Source organism: Serratia sp. 25CWL12 (assembly GCF_055790885.1).
This window is the reverse complement of the sequence record NZ_CM147698.1, coordinates 759,964-781,125: the sequence shown is the minus strand read 5'-3', so window position 1 is coordinate 781,125 and position 21,162 is coordinate 759,964. Positions and strand designations below refer to the sequence as shown.

Below are 21,162 nucleotides of genomic sequence, written 5' to 3'. Positions count from 1 at the left end.
AATCCCTAAGAGTGACTTAGCCCGGTGGTTTGCAATACCACCGGCTAAGTTCAACCTGTTGCCGCAGCGCTGTTTGAATCTTTACCGTGCGCTTGAGACAGTTGCCTGCCCCGATATGGCTTTCAACGGTGCTGTGCCAATTGGGCGGTAGTGTGAGTAGCGGATCGGGCATATCGGTCGCGATATCGAGCATCTCTAATTGTTGATGTGCCAGCGACCAGGCATGGCGGTATTGCCATTGTCGTTGAAAGCCTTGCAACAAAATTTGATGATATTGCAACAATCCCAGTAGTGACACTGCGAACAACAACGCAGCAACCAACACTTCAGGCAGGCTAAAACCCCGTTGCCCATCTCTCTCTCCCGGCTCTATCCGCTCTGCCCGCTCTGCCCGCTCAGTCCGCTCTATCCGATCAGTCCGCACAATCGCGCTCTCGCCTCTCTGGGCAAAAATCCAGCCAGCCCCCTTTTTGGGCCTTAAACCGACTATTACCCATCTCTTGGACTTCCGTCGCCAGTTGGTATAACCACAAAGGTTCGCCACCCAGCGGCACTCCAGCACCACGCACCACCACAATATCTGTGCGGGAGGAGTAGCGGGCACAGGCTTGTAAAGCATCGCTGTTTACTGGCAGGCAATACCACCTGTTGCTCTGCAAAACGCTCTGCGGCCATGGCTGTGACAACCCCCAACTTAATGCTGAGGCGGCCTGATTATAGGCTCGCAGGTAACGCTGCTGGTCAACCGCCAGTAATAATGCACTGTCTAATTGCCGCTGTTGGGCAGTGAGCAACATTAATCCCATCACCAGAAGTAACATCACCGCCACCAGCGTGCTTCCCCCCTTTTGCCTCTGTCTCTTCACTGAGCCTCCATACTCACCACCCACTCCAAACGACTTTGTATCGTTTCCTGTATGCTTGAACGCCCAGTTAACCCCAGCAGAATAAAAGATTTCCCTCCGCTACGGGTTATCTGGCGGACAGTGAAGGATTCAATCTGTACCTCCTGCGGATCGAGTAAACGCTCCCAGCCGGATCCCTGGCAATGCCTAACACCACGTTGCCCTTCCAAAGCCCCAGCGCGCAGGCGGTAGCCAAAATATTCCGCCTCTCCGCCCTCTTCCCAACGCCCGTTAAGGTTTAGGTCATAAGCCACGATGACACAACTGGCCGGTGCCTCCCCCACCAAGCGACTGATTAACAGAGGGCGCCCCTGGCACTCTCCGGCACAAAAGCCACTACGCCGCAGATCCTTATCAATAGTGAACACTAACTGACGTAATAGCAGATCCAAACGGTAGTGATGCCCCACATTAACCGTTTGTTGGCGCAAAATCGGTAAGGCTTTGGCTGCCGCCAACGTAATCATGCTACCCACCGTCATCGCCAGCATGACCTCCGGTAAGGTAAAACCACGCTCTAATAGCTTGCGGTCTAATAACATACGGCCTAATGACATACGATCTAATGACATGGGGGAATACTCCGAATAGCGACCTCTTCACTGCATAAACGTATCCGCCCCCTGGCTGACAACACCAGGCGTATACGGCCAACCGGGTTACCTAGCACCAGGTGCCCGGCTTGGGCGTTATTGCGCACACCATAAAACCCCATCTCTTTTTGAGTAAACTCCTGCAACACCACCCCTGAATGTTCTGGCGTAAATACCTCGTTAATCTGAGCGTGACAGCTGGACATCGGCGTACCACTGCCGACACACCAATGTTCTCCTGGCTGCAACCACAACAAGGCATTGCGGTTATGCCAGTTAGCATCAGCCTGTAGCCGCATCAAAAATGCCTGTAATTGCAAAGCCGTCTGTTCCAGCCTCACCAATTGCTGGTAATGGTGCCACTGGTTAACGCCCCATGAGGTCAACATCCCCGCCAGCACGATCACCAACAGTAATTCAATCAGTGTCAGGCCACGTTGCCGATAAGAGTGAGTGTGATATTGGTTCATGAAGCCAGTGTAATTGGCCCGCAGAGCGGTAACAGCGGAGATAATGTTGATTGGAAAGCGGCGAGCAAAGTTTTTTTCTGTGCGGCAACAAGCGAGATAAAATTATGCTCAACGTCGCACAATTCACTGGTCGCGATTCAAGTACCGTACAAAAACCTAAGGCTCAGCAAATGCTGAGCCTTAGCTTCGACAAACGGAGAGAGCACAACGGGTTGTGCCCCTAAACGTCAGATGGCCACTGGCGCTTTGATCGCCGAATGGGGGTCATAACCGGTGATCTCAAAGTCATCAAAGCAGTAATCAAACAGTGATGCAGGTTTGCGTTTAATCACTAACTGCGGCAAGGGGCGCGGTTCACGTGTTAATTGCAACTGTGTCTGTTCCATATGGTTGTTGTACAGATGCGTATCCCCACCCGTCCAGACGAAATCACCCACTTGCAGATCACACTGCTGTGCCATCATATGCACTAACAACGCATAGCTGGCGATATTGAATGGCAAACCAAGAAATACATCACAAGAACGCTGGTACAGTTGGCAGGAAAGTTTGCCATCGGCGACATAAAACTGAAAAAAGGCATGGCAAGGTGCCAATGCCATTTGATCCAGCTCGCCCACATTCCAAGCTGAAACAATGATCCGCCGTGAGTCTGGGTCCTGCTTCAGTTGCTGTAAAACGTTGCTCAACTGGTCAATCTGGCGGCCATCAGCAGCACCCCAGGCTCGCCACTGTTTGCCATAGACCGGCCCCAGGTCACCATTTTCATCAGCCCACTCGTCCCAGATGGTGACTTTGTTTTCACGCAGGTAAGCCACATTGGTATCGCCATTCAAGAACCACAACAGCTCATGAATAATCGAGCGCAAGTGACATTTTTTCGTGGTCACCAGCGGGAAACCTTCCTGCAAATTGAAACGCATCTGGTGGCCGAAAATCGACAAGGTACCAGTGCCGGTGCGGTCAGCCTTAGGGGTGCCCTCGGCGAGCACTTTGTTCATCAAATCCAGATACTGTTGCATGGTTCCTCACGACAAATGTGGCTGTGGACGACGGCGATAAGCCCAAATCATCATAATAATACCCGCGAGCACCATCGGCACAGAGAGGATCTGCCCCATACTGATGATGCCGTCAAACAGACCCAACTGAGCATCCGGCTGGCGGAACATTTCAACAATAATACGGAATGCGCCATAACCAATCAGGAACAACCCGGAAACTGCCCCCATCGGGCGTGGCTTGCGGATAAACAAGTTCAAAATAATAAACAGTACGATCCCTTCCAATACCAACTCATACAGTTGCGAGGGATGGCGTGGCAAGACACCATACTGATTTAGTATTGGCAGCAAATCAGGGTTACTGGCAGCAGTGGCAATATCTTCTGAGCGCGAGGTGGGAAACAGCATCGCCCAAGGGGTGTCAGTCGTCACACGCCCCCAAAGCTCACCGTTAATAAAGTTACCCAAGCGGCCCGCCCCTAAACCAAACGGAATCAATGGGGCCATAAAATCAGAGACCTGGAAGAAACTCCGCTTGGTGCGGCGGGCAAACCACAACATCACCAGGATCACCCCGATCAGGCCACCGTGGAACGACATGCCGCCATCCCAGACTTTAAACAGATAAAGAGGATTATCCAGAAACAGAGGCAAATTATAAAACAGCACATAACCTACCCGACCACCAACAAACACGCCGACAAAACCCGCATACAGCAGGTTTTCCACTTCATCTTTAGTCCAGCCACTCCCTGGTTTGTTCGCCCGGCGAACCGCCAGCCACATGGCAAACACAAAGCCAACCAGGTACATCAAACCATACCAGTGCAAAGAAACCGGGCCGATAGAGAAAATGACCGGATCAAAGTCAGGAAACGCCAGATAGTTATTACTCATCTATCACCACAATATGTCTGTTATCCCCTTAATAATTCAAACTGCCTGGATGTGAGCTGCGGTTATTCACCCTGGTCACCTAGTTGGCTATGCGCCTAGGGCTTCCATCGCTTTCCGCCTGCAAGCAACTCGAATTATTTTGGGTATATGTCGATTATTCTTCCCCATCTGGGGTCGGTAACTACAAAAAATGCTCAAAAGCACTCTGTGCAGAGAGGGCGCATCATAGCATAGCCTTAACCGTGCCTCAGCGTGCTGACCGGGAAAAATTCTGTAAAGTATCCACTTCAGCGACCACCACGGATCAACCCCCCCACACCGCGCCGCTCCATAAAAGCCGCGATCAAATGGCGAACATCGGTTGTGACTTGGGCGCTCAATACCCGCTGAGCCAGAGTTTGCGCATCGGCTAATTCAATATGGCGCAGCAAGTATTTGATACGTGCCACACTGCGACCATTCATACTTAAATGACGGTATCCCATGCCCACCAACAGCAAGGCTCCCATAGGATCACCCGCCAGTTCACCGCATAAGCCAACCTGTAGCCCCGCAGCTGTCCCTTGTTCAATAATCAGTTTGAGCACCTGTAACATCGCCGGGTGCAAGCTGTCATATAGCGAAGCGACGCGCGTATTATTACGATCGACCGCCAACAGATACTGCGTTAAATCATTGGTGCCCACGGAAATAAAATCAATACGCGCCGCCAAATGAGGGATCAGAAAGACCATCGACGGCACTTCCAGCATGATGCCGATCCTCGGCTTGGGTATTTGATACCCCAGCATCTCCTCCACTTCTTTTCCTGCGCGCTCAATCAGACGTTTAGCTTCGTCAATTTCATCCAGGCTGGTGATCATCGGCAGCAAGATCCCCAAATTCCCGGTACTCGCATTGGCACGCAACATGGCACGCACCTGAATCAGAAAAATTTCTGGTTGGTCAAGAGTAATACGGATGCCACGCCAACCGAGGCAAGGGTTCTCTTCGCTAATCGGCAGATAAGAAAGCTGTTTATCAGCCCCCACATCCAATGTTCTTAGCGTGACTGGCTTTTGCGGATCAAGTTGCAGCATCCCCTGATATTGCGCCACCTGCTCCTCTTCTGACGGGAAGCCGCTTTGCAGCATAAAAGGGAGTTCAGTGCGGTATAAACCGACACCATCCACCCGCCCACCGAGCATTTGCTCATGTTCAGGGCAGAGACCGGCATTCAACATCACCTGAACTCGCTCACCGGATTTCAAACGGGCGGGCCGCTCAACGTCATCTTCGGCAAGTTTACTCAGTTCCTGCTCTTCGCTGATCAGGCGTTGATATTCCTGCACCAGCACCGGTTCTGGATTGACCAGCAATTCACCGCGATAGCCATCGACAATCAACAGGCGCTGTGCCAACAAAGCCGGTTGGATATCCGCCCCCATCACCGTTGGCACGCCCATGGCCCGCACCAGGATTGCCGCATGAGAGTTGGCAGCACCATCACGCACCACCACACCCACCAAACGATCCTGCGGCACTTCCGCCAACAGGGTTACGGTCAGTTCATCGGTCACCAGCACAAAACGCGCTGGCCACTGGGTGGCCCCTTGAGTGCTATCATCAAGATGAAACAGCAAGCGCTGACCGAGTGCACGCAAATCACTGGCGCGCTCACGTAGATAGGTATCTTGCAACGCCGCAAACTGGGCAGCGAAGGCTTCAATCACCTGTTTTACCGCCCATTCCGCCACCGAACCGGTCTCTATTTCTGTAAAAAGCTCACGCTTCAGGCGGACATCATTCAACAAGAGAGAATAGAGATCGAAAATAGCCGCGCTCTCTTTTTGCGAGCTGGCGTTAAAGTGCTTGCTGAAACGCCGGAACTCAGCACCGGCCGCTTCCAGAGCCAGTACCAGGCGTTCACGTTCACTGGCAACATCCAGCGTGGAGGCTTGGTAGACCTGATCGAGGGAAGGTTGGCTACTATCCAGCCACCCTTCGGCCACGGCAACCCCTGGGGAGGCAGCTAACGCGCGGATGCGGATCTGGCGATATTGACTAAAAACAGCATTCAGCTGTGAGAGCGAGAGGATCCCAGCCATTTGCATGGCCAGAGTAACCATGAAGGACTCTTCACTTTCATCAAATTGGCGTAGCTCACGCTGCTGAACCACCAAAACACCCAGCAACTGCCGACGATGAATAATCGGCACCCCGAGGAAAGAGCGAAAATCCTCTTCTTTAACCTGTGGAACATATTTGAAGCTTGGATGACTGTGCGCATCCGCCAGATTGATTAGCTCAGCCTTACGCCCCACCAGACCGACGATCCCTTCATCAAAGGCCAATGTGACGGTGCGCCCACGCGGCATTTTTAACCCTCGCGTGGCCATCAGGTAATAACAGCGACGGTCACTGTCTGCCAAATAAATAGAGCAGACTTCAGTATCCATAGCCAGACAGGTTTCATTGACCAAAAGGTCCAGCGCCTCTGTCAGGTTGGCCGTCGCGGCTACTTTTTCAACCACTTCTCGCAAGCGCGTGAGCATAGTCCGTTTAAATTAACCTCTCTTTCGGCGATAAATCGGGGCCTGCCGCTGTACTGCCTGTTCCTGCATGGGCATCACAGTGACAGCAAATTCTTTCATTACCCGACGGTATACATCCCGTTTGAATGAAACCACTTGACGCACCGGATACCAGAAGTTCACCCAACGCCAACCATCAAACTCCGGTGTACTGCTACGTTGCATATTGATATCAGAGTCATTGCCCATGAGCTGCAATAGAAACCATTTCTGCTTTTGGCCGATACAAACCGGCTTTGTGTCCCAACGCACCAAACGTTTTGGCAATTTATAGCGCAACCAGTTACGGGTTGAAGCCAGAATACGCACCTCTTTTTTATTCAACCCTACTTCTTCGAACAGTTCACGGAACATCGCCTGCTCCGGCGTTTCCCCAGGATTGATACCTCCTTGGGGAAACTGCCAGGAGTGCTGACCGTAACGGCGAGCCCATAAGACCTGCCCCTGACGATTACAGATTACGATACCAACATTCGGGCGGTAGCCATCATCATCGATCACCGGACTACCTCGATAAGCATAAATTCGTATTGATAACCTGATTGTTTCACACAAGCTACAAGCGGTAAACCACTGCTTTGCAGCTCATGTCTTCGGATAACATTCAGGTAACTCACAGATATGGACTAAGTTATAAACACAGCTTAGGGTTTTAAGCGGATTTTATTCACTATTTCTGTGGATAGGTATGTGAAAAACTCAAGGGATAAGCTGGTACAACTCTGTAGAGCCTAAGAAAAAGCGCCTCAGTGAAATAAAATAGTTCATTAAAATACAATATGTTAAATAACAATAAAGGACGATTTGTCAGGTGAACTTACGATCGCTAGCGCTTTTATCTCTTGCTCTGGCGAAAGTTACAGCACCCTCGATTTTATCCACAGCTTATCCGCCAGAGTGGCCTATAAAACCGACAAGTTCGCAAAAAAAGTCTCGCGTCAAGGCTGTAAATCAAACCAGTGATCAGTAAAAAACTGGGTTATCCCATAAATCTGTGGATAAATAGGGGTAAGATCCTGTTCATTGTCGGTGGCTACCGATGAACAAGCCATAATAAAAAAATTCACACCCGCCAGGAAATTGAAAAAAAAGATTATAAATCATAGTATTAATATTATTCTTTCCGATCTCACTACCCTTATTTTGGCTGTGAGTAAATACAGTGTATTTTTCAACCAGAACTTATGGGCTTGATTTATGACATATTCGTCTCCGTTACCACCGGAAAATGCACAGCAGTTGTTCGCGCGAGCGCAAGCGTTAGCCGGTTTCACTCTCGGTGAGTTGGCACTGGGTGTACAACTCAATATCCCTAAGGATTTAAAGCGTGATAAGGGTTGGGTCGGCACCCTGCTGGAACGCTGTCTGGGGGCGATGGCGGGCAGTAAACCAGAGCAGGATTTCCCTGAGCTCGGCATTGAGTTGAAAACCATCCCTGTGGATAGCACCGGTAGGCCACTGGAAACCACGTTTGTCTGTGTGGCTCCCCTCACCGCTAACAGTGGCGTCACTTGGGAAAGCAGCCATGTGCGCCACAAACTGGCACAAGTGCTGTGGATACCCGTTGAGGGGGAACGGCAAATTCCGTTATCCCAGCGCCGTATCGGCTCACCACTGTTATGGCAGCCCTCGCAAGAAGAAGAGGATATGCTGCGCCGCGATTGGGAAGAACTGATGGATTTAATCGTCCTTGGTCAGGTGGAACGCATCACCGCACGCCATGGGGAAGTGCTGCAACTACGCCCCAAAGCCGCTAACAGCAAAGCACTAACCGAAGCCATAGGCGAGCAAGGCCAGCCGATTATGACACTGCCCCGTGGATTCTATCTTAAGAAAAACTTCACCGGCGCACTACTGGCAAGGCATTTCGCCATTAACTGATGTTGATTCACGCAATGGCCTAAAGGCGATAAAGATTCAGCGGGGTATCAAGTAACAGTACCAAGCTGCCGAGAACCACGTATAATTCCGGTTTGTTTTTCTATTAGGATGTAGCGGCAATGTTTGAATGGATTGTGGATCCCAATGCCTGGTTAGCGTTAGGCACGCTGACTATTCTTGAGGTTGTATTGGGTATCGATAACATTATTTTCCTCTCTTTGGTGGTAGCCAAACTGCCAAAGGCGCAGCAAAACAAGGCTCGTCGTATTGGTTTAGCTGCAGCCATGCTGATGCGCTTGGCACTGTTGGCGTCAATAGCTTGGGTGATCCGCCTGACGCAGCCGCTGTTCTCAGTGATGGATCACAATATCTCCGCCCGCGATTTGATTTTGCTGCTGGGGGGGTTATTCCTGATTTGGAAAGCCAGTAAAGAGATTCATGAAACTATTGAAGGCTCAAATGAAGAACTGCACAGCAAGGTGCACTCTTTTTTGGGGCCATAGTGCAGATTATGTTACTGGATATTATTTTCAGCCTGGATTCGGTCATCACCGCCGTGGGTCTGTCTGACCATCTGTTTATTATGATGGCGGCGGTAGTGATTGCCGTCGGGGTAATGATGTTTGCCGCACGGCCAATCGGGGAGTTTGTTAACCGCCATCCTTCAGTGAAAATGCTGGCGCTCTCATTCTTGATCTTGGTGGGCTTCACCTTGATGCTGGAAAGCATGCAAATCCACATTCCGAAAGGCTATATCTATTTTGCCATGTTCTTCTCAATGTCGGTTGAAGCACTGAATCTGATGCGCAACAAAAAAACACCTGTTGCCTAAGGTTTCATCCAGGGGGGAGCTCCTTATCCCCCCTGAATTTTATGTCAATTCTTCTGACGCAGGCACTTCGCAGTCAGCTAACCCGCATCACTCAAACCGCTCTCACTAATGCGAACATCTATTTAGGCGAGCGGCCAATTTAATCCTGCTGATAAAAAGCGCTAATCGCTAACCTACCCTTGCGGCTTGATTGCATAATGTGATATCGGTACTAGGGTCTGAGCCGGTGATCAAGGAGCTAAACGCTATTGCTCAGTAATAGCGACTATTATCTTATTTCCCTCGGCTTGGATATATACAGACAAGGCGTTTTATTGGCTTTGGATCTCTGACTTCTGCCTCACCGGGTATCTCCCCGTCAGAAGGTCACCTGGAAGTGCTAACATTGAAGGAAGGCTGTTAATGCAATACCACCGTATTCCCCACAGTTCTTTAGAAGTCAGCGTGCTGGGGCTGGGCACCATGACCTTTGGCGAACAAAATAGCGAAGCTGATGCCCACGCCCAACTGGATTACGCATTAGCCGCTGGCATCAACCTGATCGATACCGCTGAAATGTACCCAGTGCCCCCTCGCCCGGCTACCCAAGGGCTGACAGAGCAATATATTGGCAATTGGATCAAAGCGCGCGGCAGTCGCGATAAAATTGTGCTGGCCAGCAAAATAAGTGGCCCGATAAGAGGTAATGACAATAGCATCCGCCCTGAGCAGGCGTTAGATCGCAAGAATATCCGTATCGCACTGGATGCCAGCCTGAAAAGGCTCAACACCGATTATCTCGATCTCTATCAGTTACATTGGCCACAACGTACCACCAATTGTTTTGGCAAACTGAACTATCAATATACCGACGAGAAAGTTGCTGTTTCGCTGTTGGAAACCCTGGAAGCACTGAACGAGCAAGTCCGTGCCGGTAAAATACGCTATATCGGTGTCTCTAACGAAACACCATGGGGTGTGATGCGTTATCTGCAGTTAGCAGAAAAGCATGATTTGCCACGGATAGTCTCAATCCAAAATCCCTATAGTCTGCTGAACCGCAGTTTTGAAATTGGTCTGGCAGAAATCAGCCGGCACGAAGGCGTGGAGCTCCTGGCCTATTCCAGTTTGGCCTTTGGTACGCTTTCCGGCAAATATCTCAACGGGGCAAAGCCAGCGGGCGCACGCAACACCTTGTTCAGCCGCTTTACCCGCTACACTTCACCACAGAGTCAATTGGCCGTCGCCGAATATGTCGCCCTGGCAAAAAAACAGGGGTTAGACCCATCACAAATGGCTTTGGCCTTTGTGCGGCAACAGCCTTTTGTCGCCAGCACCTTATTGGGGGCAACCTCACTCGAACAGTTGAAAACCAATATTGGCAGTTTTGATCTGGTGCTCAATGACGAAGTCTTGCAGGCACTGGAAGAGATCCATCGCCGCTTTACCATCCCTGCGCCGTAAAGCACTCAGGGCACGGTACTCCGTGCCCTGATAGGGGTGCCTGGTTAGCGGAAATCAGATAAAACCTAAGCTTTAGAGCGTAACTGAGAAACCCAAAGTGCCGTAATGGCTAGGGCGAATACCACGCCAAAACCAATGCCAATCGTCACCACAGGCACGTTCAATCGAACCATCCAGGTATATAGCCCTAGCATCAGCAGCATCGCGGTATTTTCACCCAAGTTTTGTACCGCAATCGCATTGCCTGCACCAACAGACTGTTTACCCCGTTCCTGCAATAGCGCATTCAGCGGCACGACAAAAAAACCGCCAAACACACCGATTAACAATAACAACCCGTAAGCATTCAATATATGGGTTTGTATAGCAAAGAACGCCACCCCCACCCCGATCAATATCCCGGCGGGCATACAACGTTTAACGTTTTCCAAAGTAATAAAACGTGCTGCTACACCCGCCCCACCGACTATTCCTATCGCCACCATGGCATTGAGCAGCGTCGGCGTGGCATTATCGCTGATACCCAGCGCCACTGGCACCCACATCACCAACAGAAAACGCAAGGTGATCCCAGCTCCCCAGAACATGCTAGTACCAATCAGCGAAAAACGTGTTTGTCCATCTTTCCACAGCACCACACAAGCGTTGAAAAAACTGCGCCCTATCGCCGAAGGCCGCCAGGAAGTGACTTTATGGGCTGCTGGCAAACGAGGGATAAAGCAGTTAGCCACCACCGCAATACCGTACACCAAAGCACAAGCCACCAGTGCGGCCGCAATATGCCAATCAGCCAGCAAACCACCCGCCACTGAACCGGTCAAAATAGCCGCGATGGTAGAGGCCTCTATCAGCCCGTTCGCCTTGACCAGTTTTTCACCGCTGGTGATTTCACCGAGAATGCCATATTTCGCCGGTGAATAGGCTGCAGCCCCCACCCCAACCAGGCTATACCCCAAGAAAGGATCCCAGCCGAAACAAATGACCAACGCACCACTCAACTTAAGGGCGTTGGCAAACATCATCACCCGCCCTTTGGCGAAGCTATCCGCAATTTGGCCGACAAACGGCGCCAGAATGATATAAGTCACCACGAAAGCCATTTGCAAAACCGGCTGGCTCCATTCTGGGTATGATAACTGCTTAATCAGTGCCAACGTGGCAAACAGCAGCGCATTATCACCAAAAGCCGAAAAAAACTGCGCGCAAATCACCGCCATCATTGGGCGTGATAACAAAGAAGAATCAGGGGGCTTCATCAGACACTCTCCGGCTGTTCAGCCATTTGGCGCAAAGTAACAAAATCCGCTTTGCCACTTCCCAGCAGCGGTAATGCCTTCAGCAAACGGATATCGCGCGGCACCGCCAACTCCGGGACACCCTGTTCACGCGCAACGCGCAACAAGGCCTCACGAGTGATGCTGGGGGTATTGGTAAATAAGACCAACGCCTCACCTTTGCCACTGTCACTTTTCACGGTAGCAGCATGTGAGCCTTCCGGTGCCAGGCGTAATGCCAACTGTTCAACACTTTCCAATGACACCATTTCACCCGCCAGCTTGGCAAAACGTTTTACCCGCCCACGAATGGTGCAATAACCCTGTTGATCAAAGCTGACAATATCCCCCGTGTCATACCAGCCCGCTTGCAGTACCCCATGTTCATCTTCCGCAGCAGGGGGCTCTAATTCGCCAGGGCGCTCAACCCGCAGGTAGCCTTTCATAATATTCGGGCCTTTCAACTGGAGGCGGCCACCATGTTCAATCCCTGGTACCGCCATCAGGCGTGCTTCCATTTTCGGCATCATGCGCCCTACGGTCCCCACCTTCGCGGCCAGAGGAACGTTGATCGACACCACCGGCGCACACTCTGTGACCCCATATCCTTCCAGAATACGAATCCCGTATTTGTCCTGATAGATCTGGCGGGTACTTTCTGCCAGTTTTTCAGCCCCGGCCACCACATAGCGCAGGCGAGCAAAATCATAAGGGTGAGCGAAACGGGCATAGTTATTGAGGAACGTCGCCGTGCCAAACAGCACAGTACAGTTGCGGTCATACACCAGTTCCGGCACCACTCGATAATGCAGTGGGCTGGGGTAAAGAAACACTCGGCTACCGGTCATTAGCGGGGTGAATAATCCCACGGTTAAACCAAACGAATGGAACAAGGGTAGCGAAGACATAAAGCAGTCTCGCGGCGTGAAATCTGAAATAGTGCGGATCTGCTCCACATTGGCCAATAAACTGGCATGAGAGTGCACCACCCCCTTCGGATTGCCTTCTGAACCAGAGGTAAACAGGATCAAGGCGGCATCCTCTGGCTGTTGAGGTACCATGGCCCGTTCTGGCTGGAACAGATGGCGCAGGATCCATAACTTATCTTGCAGGGTCACGCTATCTTTCAAATCTTCCAGATAGACCCAATTGGCTTCAGGTACCTGCTCGGGCAGATGAGTCAGCTTGCCTTTTTCCAGAAACTGGCGCGAAGTGACAATGGTTTTGATCTGCGCGGCAGTCATCGCACTGTTTAAACCCTTGGCGCCAGCGGTGTAATTGAGCATGGCAGGAATACGGCCACGTAACGAAGCACCAAAGATAGCGGCAGCAGTAATCGTGGCATTCGGCAACAACAAGCCGACATGCTCCCCTTGTTGGGTAAAACGCTGCAGAATCCGGCTAACCCCCAGCGCCTTTTTAATCAGCTGTTGGTAACTCTCTTCCTTGAAGGCGATATCTTCGATACAAGGCTTATTGCGCCCATAACGAGACTGCGCCGCTAATAAAGCACTAAACAGGGTTTGTGGTTTAATGCTATCCATGCGCGCCTGCATCATGATCTGATACAGTTTGTCACCCGCCAACTCCCGCCGCTCACGGGCTCGTGGAGCCTCCGGCATCGGCAAGGTTGTCGGAGGAAGGACGGTGATGTTCACTGCAGGAAACCAACGGAGTTTAAACACCCCAGCCATACGGCTAAAACGGCTAAACTCAAGGCCATCAATATGCACAGGAACCAGGGTCGCACCAGACTTGGCGGCAATAAAAGCCGCGCCATCATAGATCTTCATCAATGAACCGGTCACCGTGATACGCCCTTCCGGGAATATGACAATCGGCCTGCCCTGCTCCACCATCCGAACCAGATATTTGATGGCCATTGGCTTGGTGGGATCCAGCGGGACGAAATCGATAAAGGGTTTCAACCAACGCATAAACCAGCGTTGAGAAATCGACGAGTAAACCGCAAAAACCGGTTTGACAGGCAAGAATAGTGCCAGCAACGCACCATCCATAAAAGAGACGTGATTCGGTACAATCAGCAACTTCTGGTGTTCAAAATAGCTGGCATCACCTTCAACACGAACACGAAACAGCAAGCGAAACAGCGCACGTAATACAGATAATAACATCCCACTCTCCTACGGGATTAAGGGGCTCAGGGATTGGCCCCATAACGTAGCCAGCACCGCTGTAGCTTGAATAGCGATAGGGATGCCTCAGCCATAAGCCGAACCCTTGCTACTTGAAATATATATCCCCTTGATACTTCAAATTGCTTGGGTGTGAACTGCCTCCGTTCGCACCAATCACATAGCGGGCTATGTTCCTGGCGACTCTCGGATTTTCCGCCCGCAAGCAAATCTAATCATTTGGGGTATAACGAACGGAGTATATAGAGATGACTGGTAAAAAAAAACCTACGCATTTGCGTAGGTTGGTGTAATCAAGATGGTTTCAACAAACAGTTTCAACAAGCAACTTGCTGATGTTCACCAATCAATACCTCTGGGACGCTTAATCTATCGTGTCATCGCCAATCACTACCAGCGGCTAATCGCAACAGTCAGGTGCAAAATGTAACTAACGATGTCATTTTTCACCTCTGGTTGACATAATGGCGATGTCTTAACCAGAAAATGGACAAACCCAGATGAAAATAGTCTGATAATTCAAGTTGCAGCTTGTGGCTTTTTCCGTAAGACTGGCGGTTATCAGGCAGTTACTCAGGAAACGTTGAGAGATATGGCCACGATCAAAGATGTTGCCAGGCTGGCGGGCGTTTCCGTAGCCACAGTATCACGCGTAATCAATCACTCCCCCAAAACCAGTGAAAGTGCACGTACTGCGGTACAAGATGCCATGCAAGCGCTGCAGTATCACCCCGACGCCAATGCGCGCGCGCTGGCGCAACAATCCACTGAAACCCTGGGTTTGATCGTTTCCGATGTGTCCGACCCCTTCTTTGGTACCATGGTCAAAGCCGTGGAACAGGTCGCCTATGCCACCCACAACTTTTTGCTGATTGGCAATGGTTATCACAACGCTGAAAAAGAGCGTCAGGCGATTGAACAACTGCTCCGCCACCGTTGTGCTGCCTTGGTAGTCCACGCCAAAAAGCTCACCGATGAAGAACTTATGGCCTGGATGGCACAAATACCGGGAATGGTGCTGATCAATCGAACCCTGCCAGGGTTCGAGCAGCGCTGTGTGGCGCTGGATGACCATTACGGTGCCTGGCTGGCAACACAACATTTGATCCAGCAGGGCCACCAACGCATCGCTATCATTTGCTCCACCCACCAGATTTCAGACGCCACCGATCGGTTACAAGGTTATCGGGATGCCTTGGCGGAACAGGGTATCACCGTGGATGAAAAGCTGATTGCCTACGGCGAGCCCGATGAGGTCGGCGGTGAACAAGCGATGACCGAACTGTTAAGCCGGGGCAAAAACTTCACCGCCATCACCTGTTATAACGACCCCATGGCTGCCGGAGCACTTTCGGTTCTCAGCGACAACAGCATCAACGTACCGGAACAACTCTCTTTAATTGGCTTTGATGATGTTTTGATTTCACGCTATTTGCGCCCGCGCCTGACAACCATCCGTTATCCGGTGGTAGCCATGGCGACACAAGCAGCACAACTGGCTTTGGCGCTGGCGAACAAACAACCCCTGCCGGAAGTCACCAATATGTTTAGCCCAACGCTGGTGCGCCGCCATTCAGTGGCTAATATCAGTCATCAAGTTGAGCCAAATCCAACCGATGCTTGATAATCCGTAGACCTGGCTAATCACCGGGTTTATACACGTCGCCATTCAAACTACAGGGTTGTTGGCTTCTCTCACTCACCCTAGTCACATAGTGGGCTATGCTCCTAGGGATTCATTCAATTGCCGCCTACCTGCAACTTGAATGAACCTAGGTATAGAGCCCCTATGGTAAACTGAGCGATATTGACTACTGCCGCTACTGATAGAGGTTACTCACTAATGATCACCATGTTGGATGTCGCCATTCGCGCGGGAGTGTCGAAAGCCACCGTTTCCCGCGTATTAAATGACACCGGTCTGGTGAAGAAAAGTACCCGCGATGCGGTGTTCAAGGCCATGGATGAGTTAGGCTATCGGCCAAACTTTCTTGCCCAATCACTGGCCAATAACAGCTCCAATAGTATTGGTCTGGTGGTGTCCAATTTCGACGGTCCCTATTTTGGCCGTTTGTTACGCCAGGCCGCCACACTGACAGAAGCTAACGGCAAACATTTGATCGTCACTGATGGCCACAATACGCCAGAAAACGAATTGCAGGCAGTGCATCTGCTGGCTGACCGCCGCTGTGATGCCATTATTCTCTATACCCGGTTTATGAGTGAAAGCGCACTGATGACGCTGGTGGAAAGCTTGCCGGTGATGGTGGTTAACCGCAACCTCCCCCAAGCACCCGAACGCTGCGTGTTCTTTGAACAACAGCAGGCTGCCTACCAGGTGGTGGATTATCTGATTGGCCAAGGACACCGTGAGATCGCCTGTATTACCGGGCCTATCAACACCCCCACGGCTCAAGCACGCCTGGCAGGCTACCGTCAGGCCTTGGTACAGCATAATATTGCCTTCAACCCAGCGCTGGTTGCCAACAGCGATAGCAGCGTGCCGGGGGGATACCACAGCTGCAACACCTTGTTAGCCCACCGCAGCCATTTCAGTGCCCTCTTTGCCAACAATGATGATATGGCCATTGGGGCGATGAAAGCGCTGCAACAAGCCGGCAAACGTCTACCAGAAGATGTTTCACTGTTTGGCTTTGATGACGAACCCAGCGCGGCTTACCTGCAACCGGCCTTGTCTACGGTTTATCTGCCGATCGATATCATGATCGAAACCGCCATCACCCAGGCGTTGCGCCTGATTAATGGGCAACCGTTGCCACCGTTAACCCCGTTCACTGGTGAACTAAAACTGCGTGAATCGGTAATTCCCGGCCCCTACGCCACCGCTACCCTTGGTTCATAAAGTTGCAGCTAGGCGAGCGTGAGGCCGGCGAACACACTGGCCACTTACACCAGTTCTAATCCAATCAACTCTTCAATAGTCTGACGGCGGCGGATTAACCGTGGTTGCCCCTGCTCAAACAGCACCTCGGGTAATAATGGACGACTATTGTAGTTAGACGACATAGATGCGCCATAAGCCCCGGTATCATGGAATACCAGATAATCCCCTACCTGCACCGGTGGCAGCAGGCGGGTTTCAATGCCGCCCCCTGCTTGCTGGGTAAAGACATCACCAGATTCACACAACGGCCCGGCAATCACGGTTTCGTGCTCCGCTTGCTGCTCTAGATTACGCCCGTCAGCGGGTAACAATGAGATATGGTGGTAACTGCCGTACATTGCCGGGCGCATCAGATCATTGAAACCGGCATCCACCAAGACAAAATGGCGGCTCCCCATCTGCTTCACCGAGCGTACTTCTGCCACCAGCGCCCCCGCCTCCGCCATCAGAAAGCGGCCCGGCTCAATCTCTAACTTGACCGGATGCCCCAGGTGCGTGGCAATCCGCTCACGGGCTCGATTCCACAAACCATAATAGTGCTCAGTATCCACCGCTTCCTCACCAAACTGATAAGGTACGGAAAGACCACCACCGGCTGAAATAGCGCTGATATCCTGCCCCAACGCTATCACCTGCTGCACCATGGCGTCGCACACCCGCTCCAGATGCTGATAATCCACACCCGAGCCGATATGCATATGTAATCCGACCAACTGCAAGCCGTATTGTTGCACTTTTGCAATGGCTTGGGGCAAATCGGCATACCAAATACCGTGCTTGCTGTTTTCCCCACCGGTATTGGTTTTCTGGCTATGACCATGACCAAAGCCGGGGTTGATACGCAGCCAGACTGGGTGCCCAGCGGAAACCTGCCCCAGTTGCTCCAACATATCAATCGAGCCAGCGTTAACCGGTATTCTCAATTCGCTGACACGTTGTAACGTAGCCTGATCGAGCAAATCTGCAGTAAAGACGATCTCCTCGCCACCCGGCTCAAAACCCGCCTTCAGCGCACGCTCAATCTCCCCCAACGATACCGCATCCACCTTCACGCCGTGCTCGCGCATCAAGCGCAGAATATGAATATTCGAACAGGCTTTCTGGGCAAAACGCACCACATCGAAATTATGCAATTGGTTGATACGATCAATAATAATATCCGCATCATAGGCCCATACCGGGCAGCCAAAACGTTTTGGTAATGCCAGCAGGTTGGTTGCATTAAGTGCTGTAGCGGTATCATTCAAGGCATATGGCATAACTTTGTTTCCATCATCAAATTTTCCCTATCATGCCGTGACCCAGTTGGTATGAAAAATATCTATTTAGGCTTAGTCTATTCATTTATGATATAGGTATAGCTTCGAGATAGCTCAATGAGCTCGGCACCATTATCTCGCTGGTAGACCCCACTGATGGAGCCTAAATATGCCCGCCATAACCCTGCGCCAAATTGAGATTTTTCATGCGGTAATGACCACCGGCAACCTGACTGAAGCGGCAGCCCTGCTGCAAACTTCGCAGCCGACAGTCAGCCGTGAACTGGCTCGTTTTGAAAAACTGATCCAGTTACCGTTGTTTGATCGGGTACGTGGTCGTCTTCAGCCTACAGTGCAAGGGCTGAGATTGTTTGAGGAAGTGCAACGCTCTTATTATGGCCTGGAGCGTATCACCAATGCGGCCGCCGGGATCCGCCAATTCCAGCAGGCCCAACTGTCCATTGCCTGTTTGCCGGTCTTTTCCCAATCGTTGCTGCCCGCAGTCTGTAAACCCTTTGTTGACCGCTATCCTGAAGTGAGTTTCAGCGTGATCCCGCAGGAATCACCGCTGCTGGAAGAGTGGCTCTCGGCACAGCGTTATGACCTGGGTTTGACAGAAAATACCCTGACGCCAGCGGGCACGGAACGCATGACGTTAATGACCATGAATGAAGTCTGTGTGCTCCCTGCCGGGCACCGCCTGTTGGCTAAAGCACAACTCACCCCGCAAGACTTTGCAGCAGAGAACTTTATCAGCCTGTCTGCCACCGACAGTTATCGGCAATTACTGGATACGCTGTTCCATGAACAAGGGGTCGAGCGCCGGATGGTGTTGGAAACCCATAGTGCGGCTTCCGTGTGTGCGATGGTCAAAGAGGGTGTCGGCATATCAATTGTCAACCCACTGACCGCATTGGATTATGCCAGCAACGGCATCCATATCCGGCCTTTTAGTGTGGCAGTGCCCTTCACGGTGAGTTTGATCCGCCCACTGCACCGCCCCTCTTCTGAACTGGTGACCACCTTTGTTCAACATTTGCAGCAGCAGGCAGAAAAACTGCTCACCAAACTGGCGGGGGTCTGACGAATCCCCACAAAATCCAGTTTGATTTTGAATAACTCTATAATGATTAATTTTGTTATAAAACAATTTATTAAGTTTAATTCCACTTGAACCATGACTAAAAATCAGCAGACGATATAAGTGCTGAAAAAAGCACGGAAGCTGACGCCATTGAAGGCGCTGAACGTAGCTACGGCGCATAGGCAAAAACGCCAAGGATGGCGTTTTTAGGCGAGACAGACAGGGATAATGAGATGGACGCTCCAACTTTTACGGCATCAAAGTGCCAAAATGTGAGCGTGAAAACTCAAAAGAAGGAGCGTCCAAATGAAAGTATCTACCCTCGGTATCGACTTGGCAAAAAATGTTTTCCAGCTTCATGGCGTTGATCACAATGGCAAGACGGTTCTGAAGAAAAAACTGACTCGCGATAAATTCGTGCCTTTTATCATGCAACTGGAACCTTGCCTTATTGGGATGGAGGCCTGTGCTTCGAGTCATCATTTCGCTCGGGTGCTGACTCAGTTTGGCCATCAGGTCAAATTGATGCCACCGCAATATGTCAAACCCTACGTCAAAACCAACAAGACCGATGCTGCTGATGCCGAAGCGATTTGTGAAGCAGTTACACGTCCCAACATGCGCTTTGTGCAGGTAAAAACCGCTGAGCAGCAGGCAGTTCTTGCTTTGCATACCGAGCGAGACATCCTCATTCGGGAACGTATCGCCTGTGTAAACAGCCTACGGGCTATACTGGCCGAGTTTGGCCTCATTATGGCAGTTGGTCGGAAAGCGTTTAATCAAGGTATTCCCGATATTCTGGAAAATGGGGATATCGAGCTATCGCCATTTATTCGACGCAGTGTTGCTCGTCAGTTTGAGCATATCCAGTCGTTGGAAGACCAAGTCACCTTGATTGAGCAAGAGCTCAGCCAGTGGGCGCAGACCCAGCCAGCCTGTCAGCGGGTAATGAAAGTGCCGGGTGTCGGGTTGCTGACCTCGACCTATCTGGTTGCGTCGGTTGGTAACGGACAGCAATTTCATTGTGCGAAACAGTTTTCCGCCTGGCTGGGCCTGACACCACGTGAACACTCCAGCGGTGGTAAACAGCGGCTAGGCAGCATCAGCAAACGAGGCGATGGCTACTTTCGATATTTGCTGGTACACGGTGCCCGTGCTGTAGCCTCGGTGATTGAACGCCATAAAGAAGACATGCCGTGGTTATTCGCCTTGCTGCAAAAGAAAAACTACAACGTAGCGGTGGTGGCGCAGGCGAGCAAAACGGCACGTATTCTGTGGTCAATGCTGGTGAAAGAAACAGAATATCGACCCGTTATCACCCATTGAGACAAGCTCAAAGGGTGATAACGGGTCAGCAAGAGTAAAACGCAGTCCGGTAGTTGCATGTGTAATCAAGAAGATGGCGAAACAGGTAAGACCGCAGGTGAGACAATCCGATACAGACGAGGGTATTTTGACCCGTAGGGATGTAAGGAACTCACCTGGCGGATTTCATCATGGTTCGGGTCACAACAAGACCCAGAAAGAAACCGGATATATGGCTGCAATACCTGTTCACTTTTTTCAAGAAAACACTCGCATTATCGGGAGCGTCCATATAGGTCTGTAGCAGCCGGCCGTGATGTGCCGTAGCGTAGTGAGGACAAATCGGTCGGGAACCGATTTGAACGCTGCTTGCAGCGGCCCCGGAGGGGCGAGGCCCAGGGACGGGCCGAGTAATTGTCGCGTAGCGACCGCCTGAGTTGGCAAAGGCGCGGGTTATCAGGGGCCACGCCTTTGGCCCCTGATTCGGTCGCAGGCGCAATCAGTTCATAGTATGGAAAACATAAGGCGACCGAAATTTGTCACAAAAATACAATATATTGAATTTTATACCTTAAATTTGT

At 51.1% G+C, this 21,162-nt stretch carries 17 protein-coding genes and 1 pseudogene; 7 read left to right on the top strand and 11 right to left on the bottom strand.

The window, feature by feature from the left end; translation table 11 throughout:
* Positions 1-16: 16 nt before the first annotated feature.
* The 8 genes from ACX9GV_RS03400 to rppH all read right to left on the bottom strand — a co-directional run bounded on the left by ACX9GV_RS03400 (position 17) and on the right by rppH (position 6,943).
* Positions 17-373 carry a prepilin-type N-terminal cleavage/methylation domain-containing protein gene (locus ACX9GV_RS03400; protein ID WP_473197969.1) on the bottom strand — a complete coding sequence of 119 codons (357 nt, stop codon included), beginning with the start codon at positions 371-373 and terminating at the stop codon, positions 17-19.
* Positions 374-413: 40 nt separating this feature from the next.
* Positions 414-866, bottom strand: coding sequence for a YgdB family protein (locus tag ACX9GV_RS03395; protein ID WP_473197048.1), 453 nt, complete (start codon positions 864-866; stop codon positions 414-416).
* Entirely contained in the window at positions 863-1,477 is a 615-nt protein-coding gene (locus ACX9GV_RS03390) for a prepilin peptidase-dependent protein (RefSeq protein ID WP_473197047.1), read from the bottom strand. The genes ACX9GV_RS03395 and ACX9GV_RS03390 overlap by 4 nt, the downstream gene beginning before the upstream one ends.
* Positions 1,468-1,968 carry a prepilin peptidase-dependent protein gene (locus ACX9GV_RS03385; protein ID WP_473197046.1) on the bottom strand — a complete coding sequence of 167 codons (501 nt, stop codon included), beginning with the start codon at positions 1,966-1,968 and terminating at the stop codon, positions 1,468-1,470. The genes ACX9GV_RS03390 and ACX9GV_RS03385 overlap by 10 nt, the downstream gene beginning before the upstream one ends.
* 227 nt (positions 1,969-2,195) lie before the next feature.
* The gene (gene thyA, locus ACX9GV_RS03380) at positions 2,196-2,990 is read right to left on the bottom strand and encodes a thymidylate synthase (protein WP_473197045.1); all 795 of its coding nucleotides are present in this window, start codon (positions 2,988-2,990) and stop codon (positions 2,196-2,198) included.
* 6 nt (positions 2,991-2,996) lie between these two features.
* The gene (gene lgt / locus ACX9GV_RS03375; protein WP_473197044.1) at positions 2,997-3,869 is read right to left on the bottom strand and encodes a prolipoprotein diacylglyceryl transferase; all 873 of its coding nucleotides are present in this window, start codon (positions 3,867-3,869) and stop codon (positions 2,997-2,999) included.
* A gap of 287 nt (positions 3,870-4,156) precedes the next feature.
* Positions 4,157-6,403: a phosphoenolpyruvate--protein phosphotransferase gene (gene ptsP / locus ACX9GV_RS03370; protein WP_473197043.1), complete on the bottom strand. Its 2,247-nt coding sequence runs from the start codon at positions 6,401-6,403 to the stop codon at positions 4,157-4,159.
* A gap of 12 nt (positions 6,404-6,415) precedes the next feature.
* Positions 6,416-6,943, bottom strand: a complete 528-nt coding sequence (rppH, locus tag ACX9GV_RS03365; protein WP_023489626.1) for an RNA pyrophosphohydrolase — start codon at positions 6,941-6,943, stop codon at positions 6,416-6,418.
* A 696-nt stretch (positions 6,944-7,639) separates the two neighbouring features.
* On the opposite strand from rppH, the gene mutH reads away from it, so the two are divergent.
* The 3 genes and pseudogenes from mutH (at position 7,640) to ACX9GV_RS03350 (ending at position 10,598) form a co-directional block, all read left to right on the top strand.
* A complete protein-coding gene (gene mutH, locus ACX9GV_RS03360) occupies positions 7,640-8,323 on the top strand; it encodes a DNA mismatch repair endonuclease MutH (RefSeq protein WP_023489627.1) in 684 nt (227 codons plus the stop codon).
* A gap of 119 nt (positions 8,324-8,442) precedes the next feature.
* A pseudogene (locus tag ACX9GV_RS03355) lies at positions 8,443-9,155 on the top strand (TerC family protein).
* Between the two features lie 402 nt (positions 9,156-9,557).
* Positions 9,558-10,598 (top strand): NADP(H)-dependent aldo-keto reductase, encoded by a 1,041-nt coding sequence (locus ACX9GV_RS03350; RefSeq protein ID WP_023489629.1) that lies wholly within the window; start codon positions 9,558-9,560, stop codon positions 10,596-10,598.
* Positions 10,599-10,663: 65 nt separating this feature from the next.
* On the opposite strand, the gene lplT is transcribed toward ACX9GV_RS03350, so the two are convergent.
* On the bottom strand, positions 10,664-11,854 hold the full coding sequence (lplT, locus tag ACX9GV_RS03345) for a lysophospholipid transporter LplT (RefSeq protein ID WP_473197042.1): 1,191 nt from the start codon (positions 11,852-11,854) through the stop codon (positions 10,664-10,666).
* The gene (gene aas, locus ACX9GV_RS03340) at positions 11,854-14,007 is read right to left on the bottom strand and encodes a bifunctional acyl-ACP--phospholipid O-acyltransferase/long-chain-fatty-acid--ACP ligase (RefSeq protein ID WP_473197041.1); all 2,154 of its coding nucleotides are present in this window, start codon (positions 14,005-14,007) and stop codon (positions 11,854-11,856) included. The genes lplT and aas overlap by 1 nt, the downstream gene beginning before the upstream one ends.
* Before the next feature lie 613 nt (positions 14,008-14,620).
* Between aas and galR the strand changes: the two genes are divergently transcribed.
* Both galR and ACX9GV_RS03330 read left to right on the top strand, forming a co-directional pair.
* Positions 14,621-15,652 (top strand): HTH-type transcriptional regulator GalR, encoded by a 1,032-nt coding sequence (gene galR, locus ACX9GV_RS03335; protein ID WP_023489632.1) that lies wholly within the window; start codon positions 14,621-14,623, stop codon positions 15,650-15,652.
* Positions 15,653-15,871: 219 nt separating this feature from the next.
* The gene (locus tag ACX9GV_RS03330; protein ID WP_473197040.1) at positions 15,872-16,891 is read left to right on the top strand and encodes a LacI family DNA-binding transcriptional regulator; all 1,020 of its coding nucleotides are present in this window, start codon (positions 15,872-15,874) and stop codon (positions 16,889-16,891) included.
* A gap of 44 nt (positions 16,892-16,935) precedes the next feature.
* Here ACX9GV_RS03330 and lysA read toward each other — a convergent pair whose 3' ends face one another.
* Entirely contained in the window at positions 16,936-18,192 is a 1,257-nt protein-coding gene (lysA, locus tag ACX9GV_RS03325; protein ID WP_473197039.1) for a diaminopimelate decarboxylase, read from the bottom strand.
* Positions 18,193-18,361: 169 nt separating this feature from the next.
* Here lysA and ACX9GV_RS03320 point away from each other — a divergent pair, with 169 nt between their 5' ends.
* Together ACX9GV_RS03320 and ACX9GV_RS03315 are read left to right on the top strand one after the other, a co-directional pair.
* Positions 18,362-19,276, top strand: a complete 915-nt coding sequence (locus ACX9GV_RS03320) for a LysR family transcriptional regulator (protein ID WP_473197038.1) — start codon at positions 18,362-18,364, stop codon at positions 19,274-19,276.
* A 306-nt stretch (positions 19,277-19,582) separates the two neighbouring features.
* Complete coding sequence (locus tag ACX9GV_RS03315; RefSeq protein WP_473195432.1) at positions 19,583-20,602, top strand: IS110 family RNA-guided transposase; 1,020 nt, start codon at positions 19,583-19,585, stop codon at positions 20,600-20,602.
* The last annotated feature ends 560 nt before the right edge of the window (positions 20,603-21,162 follow it).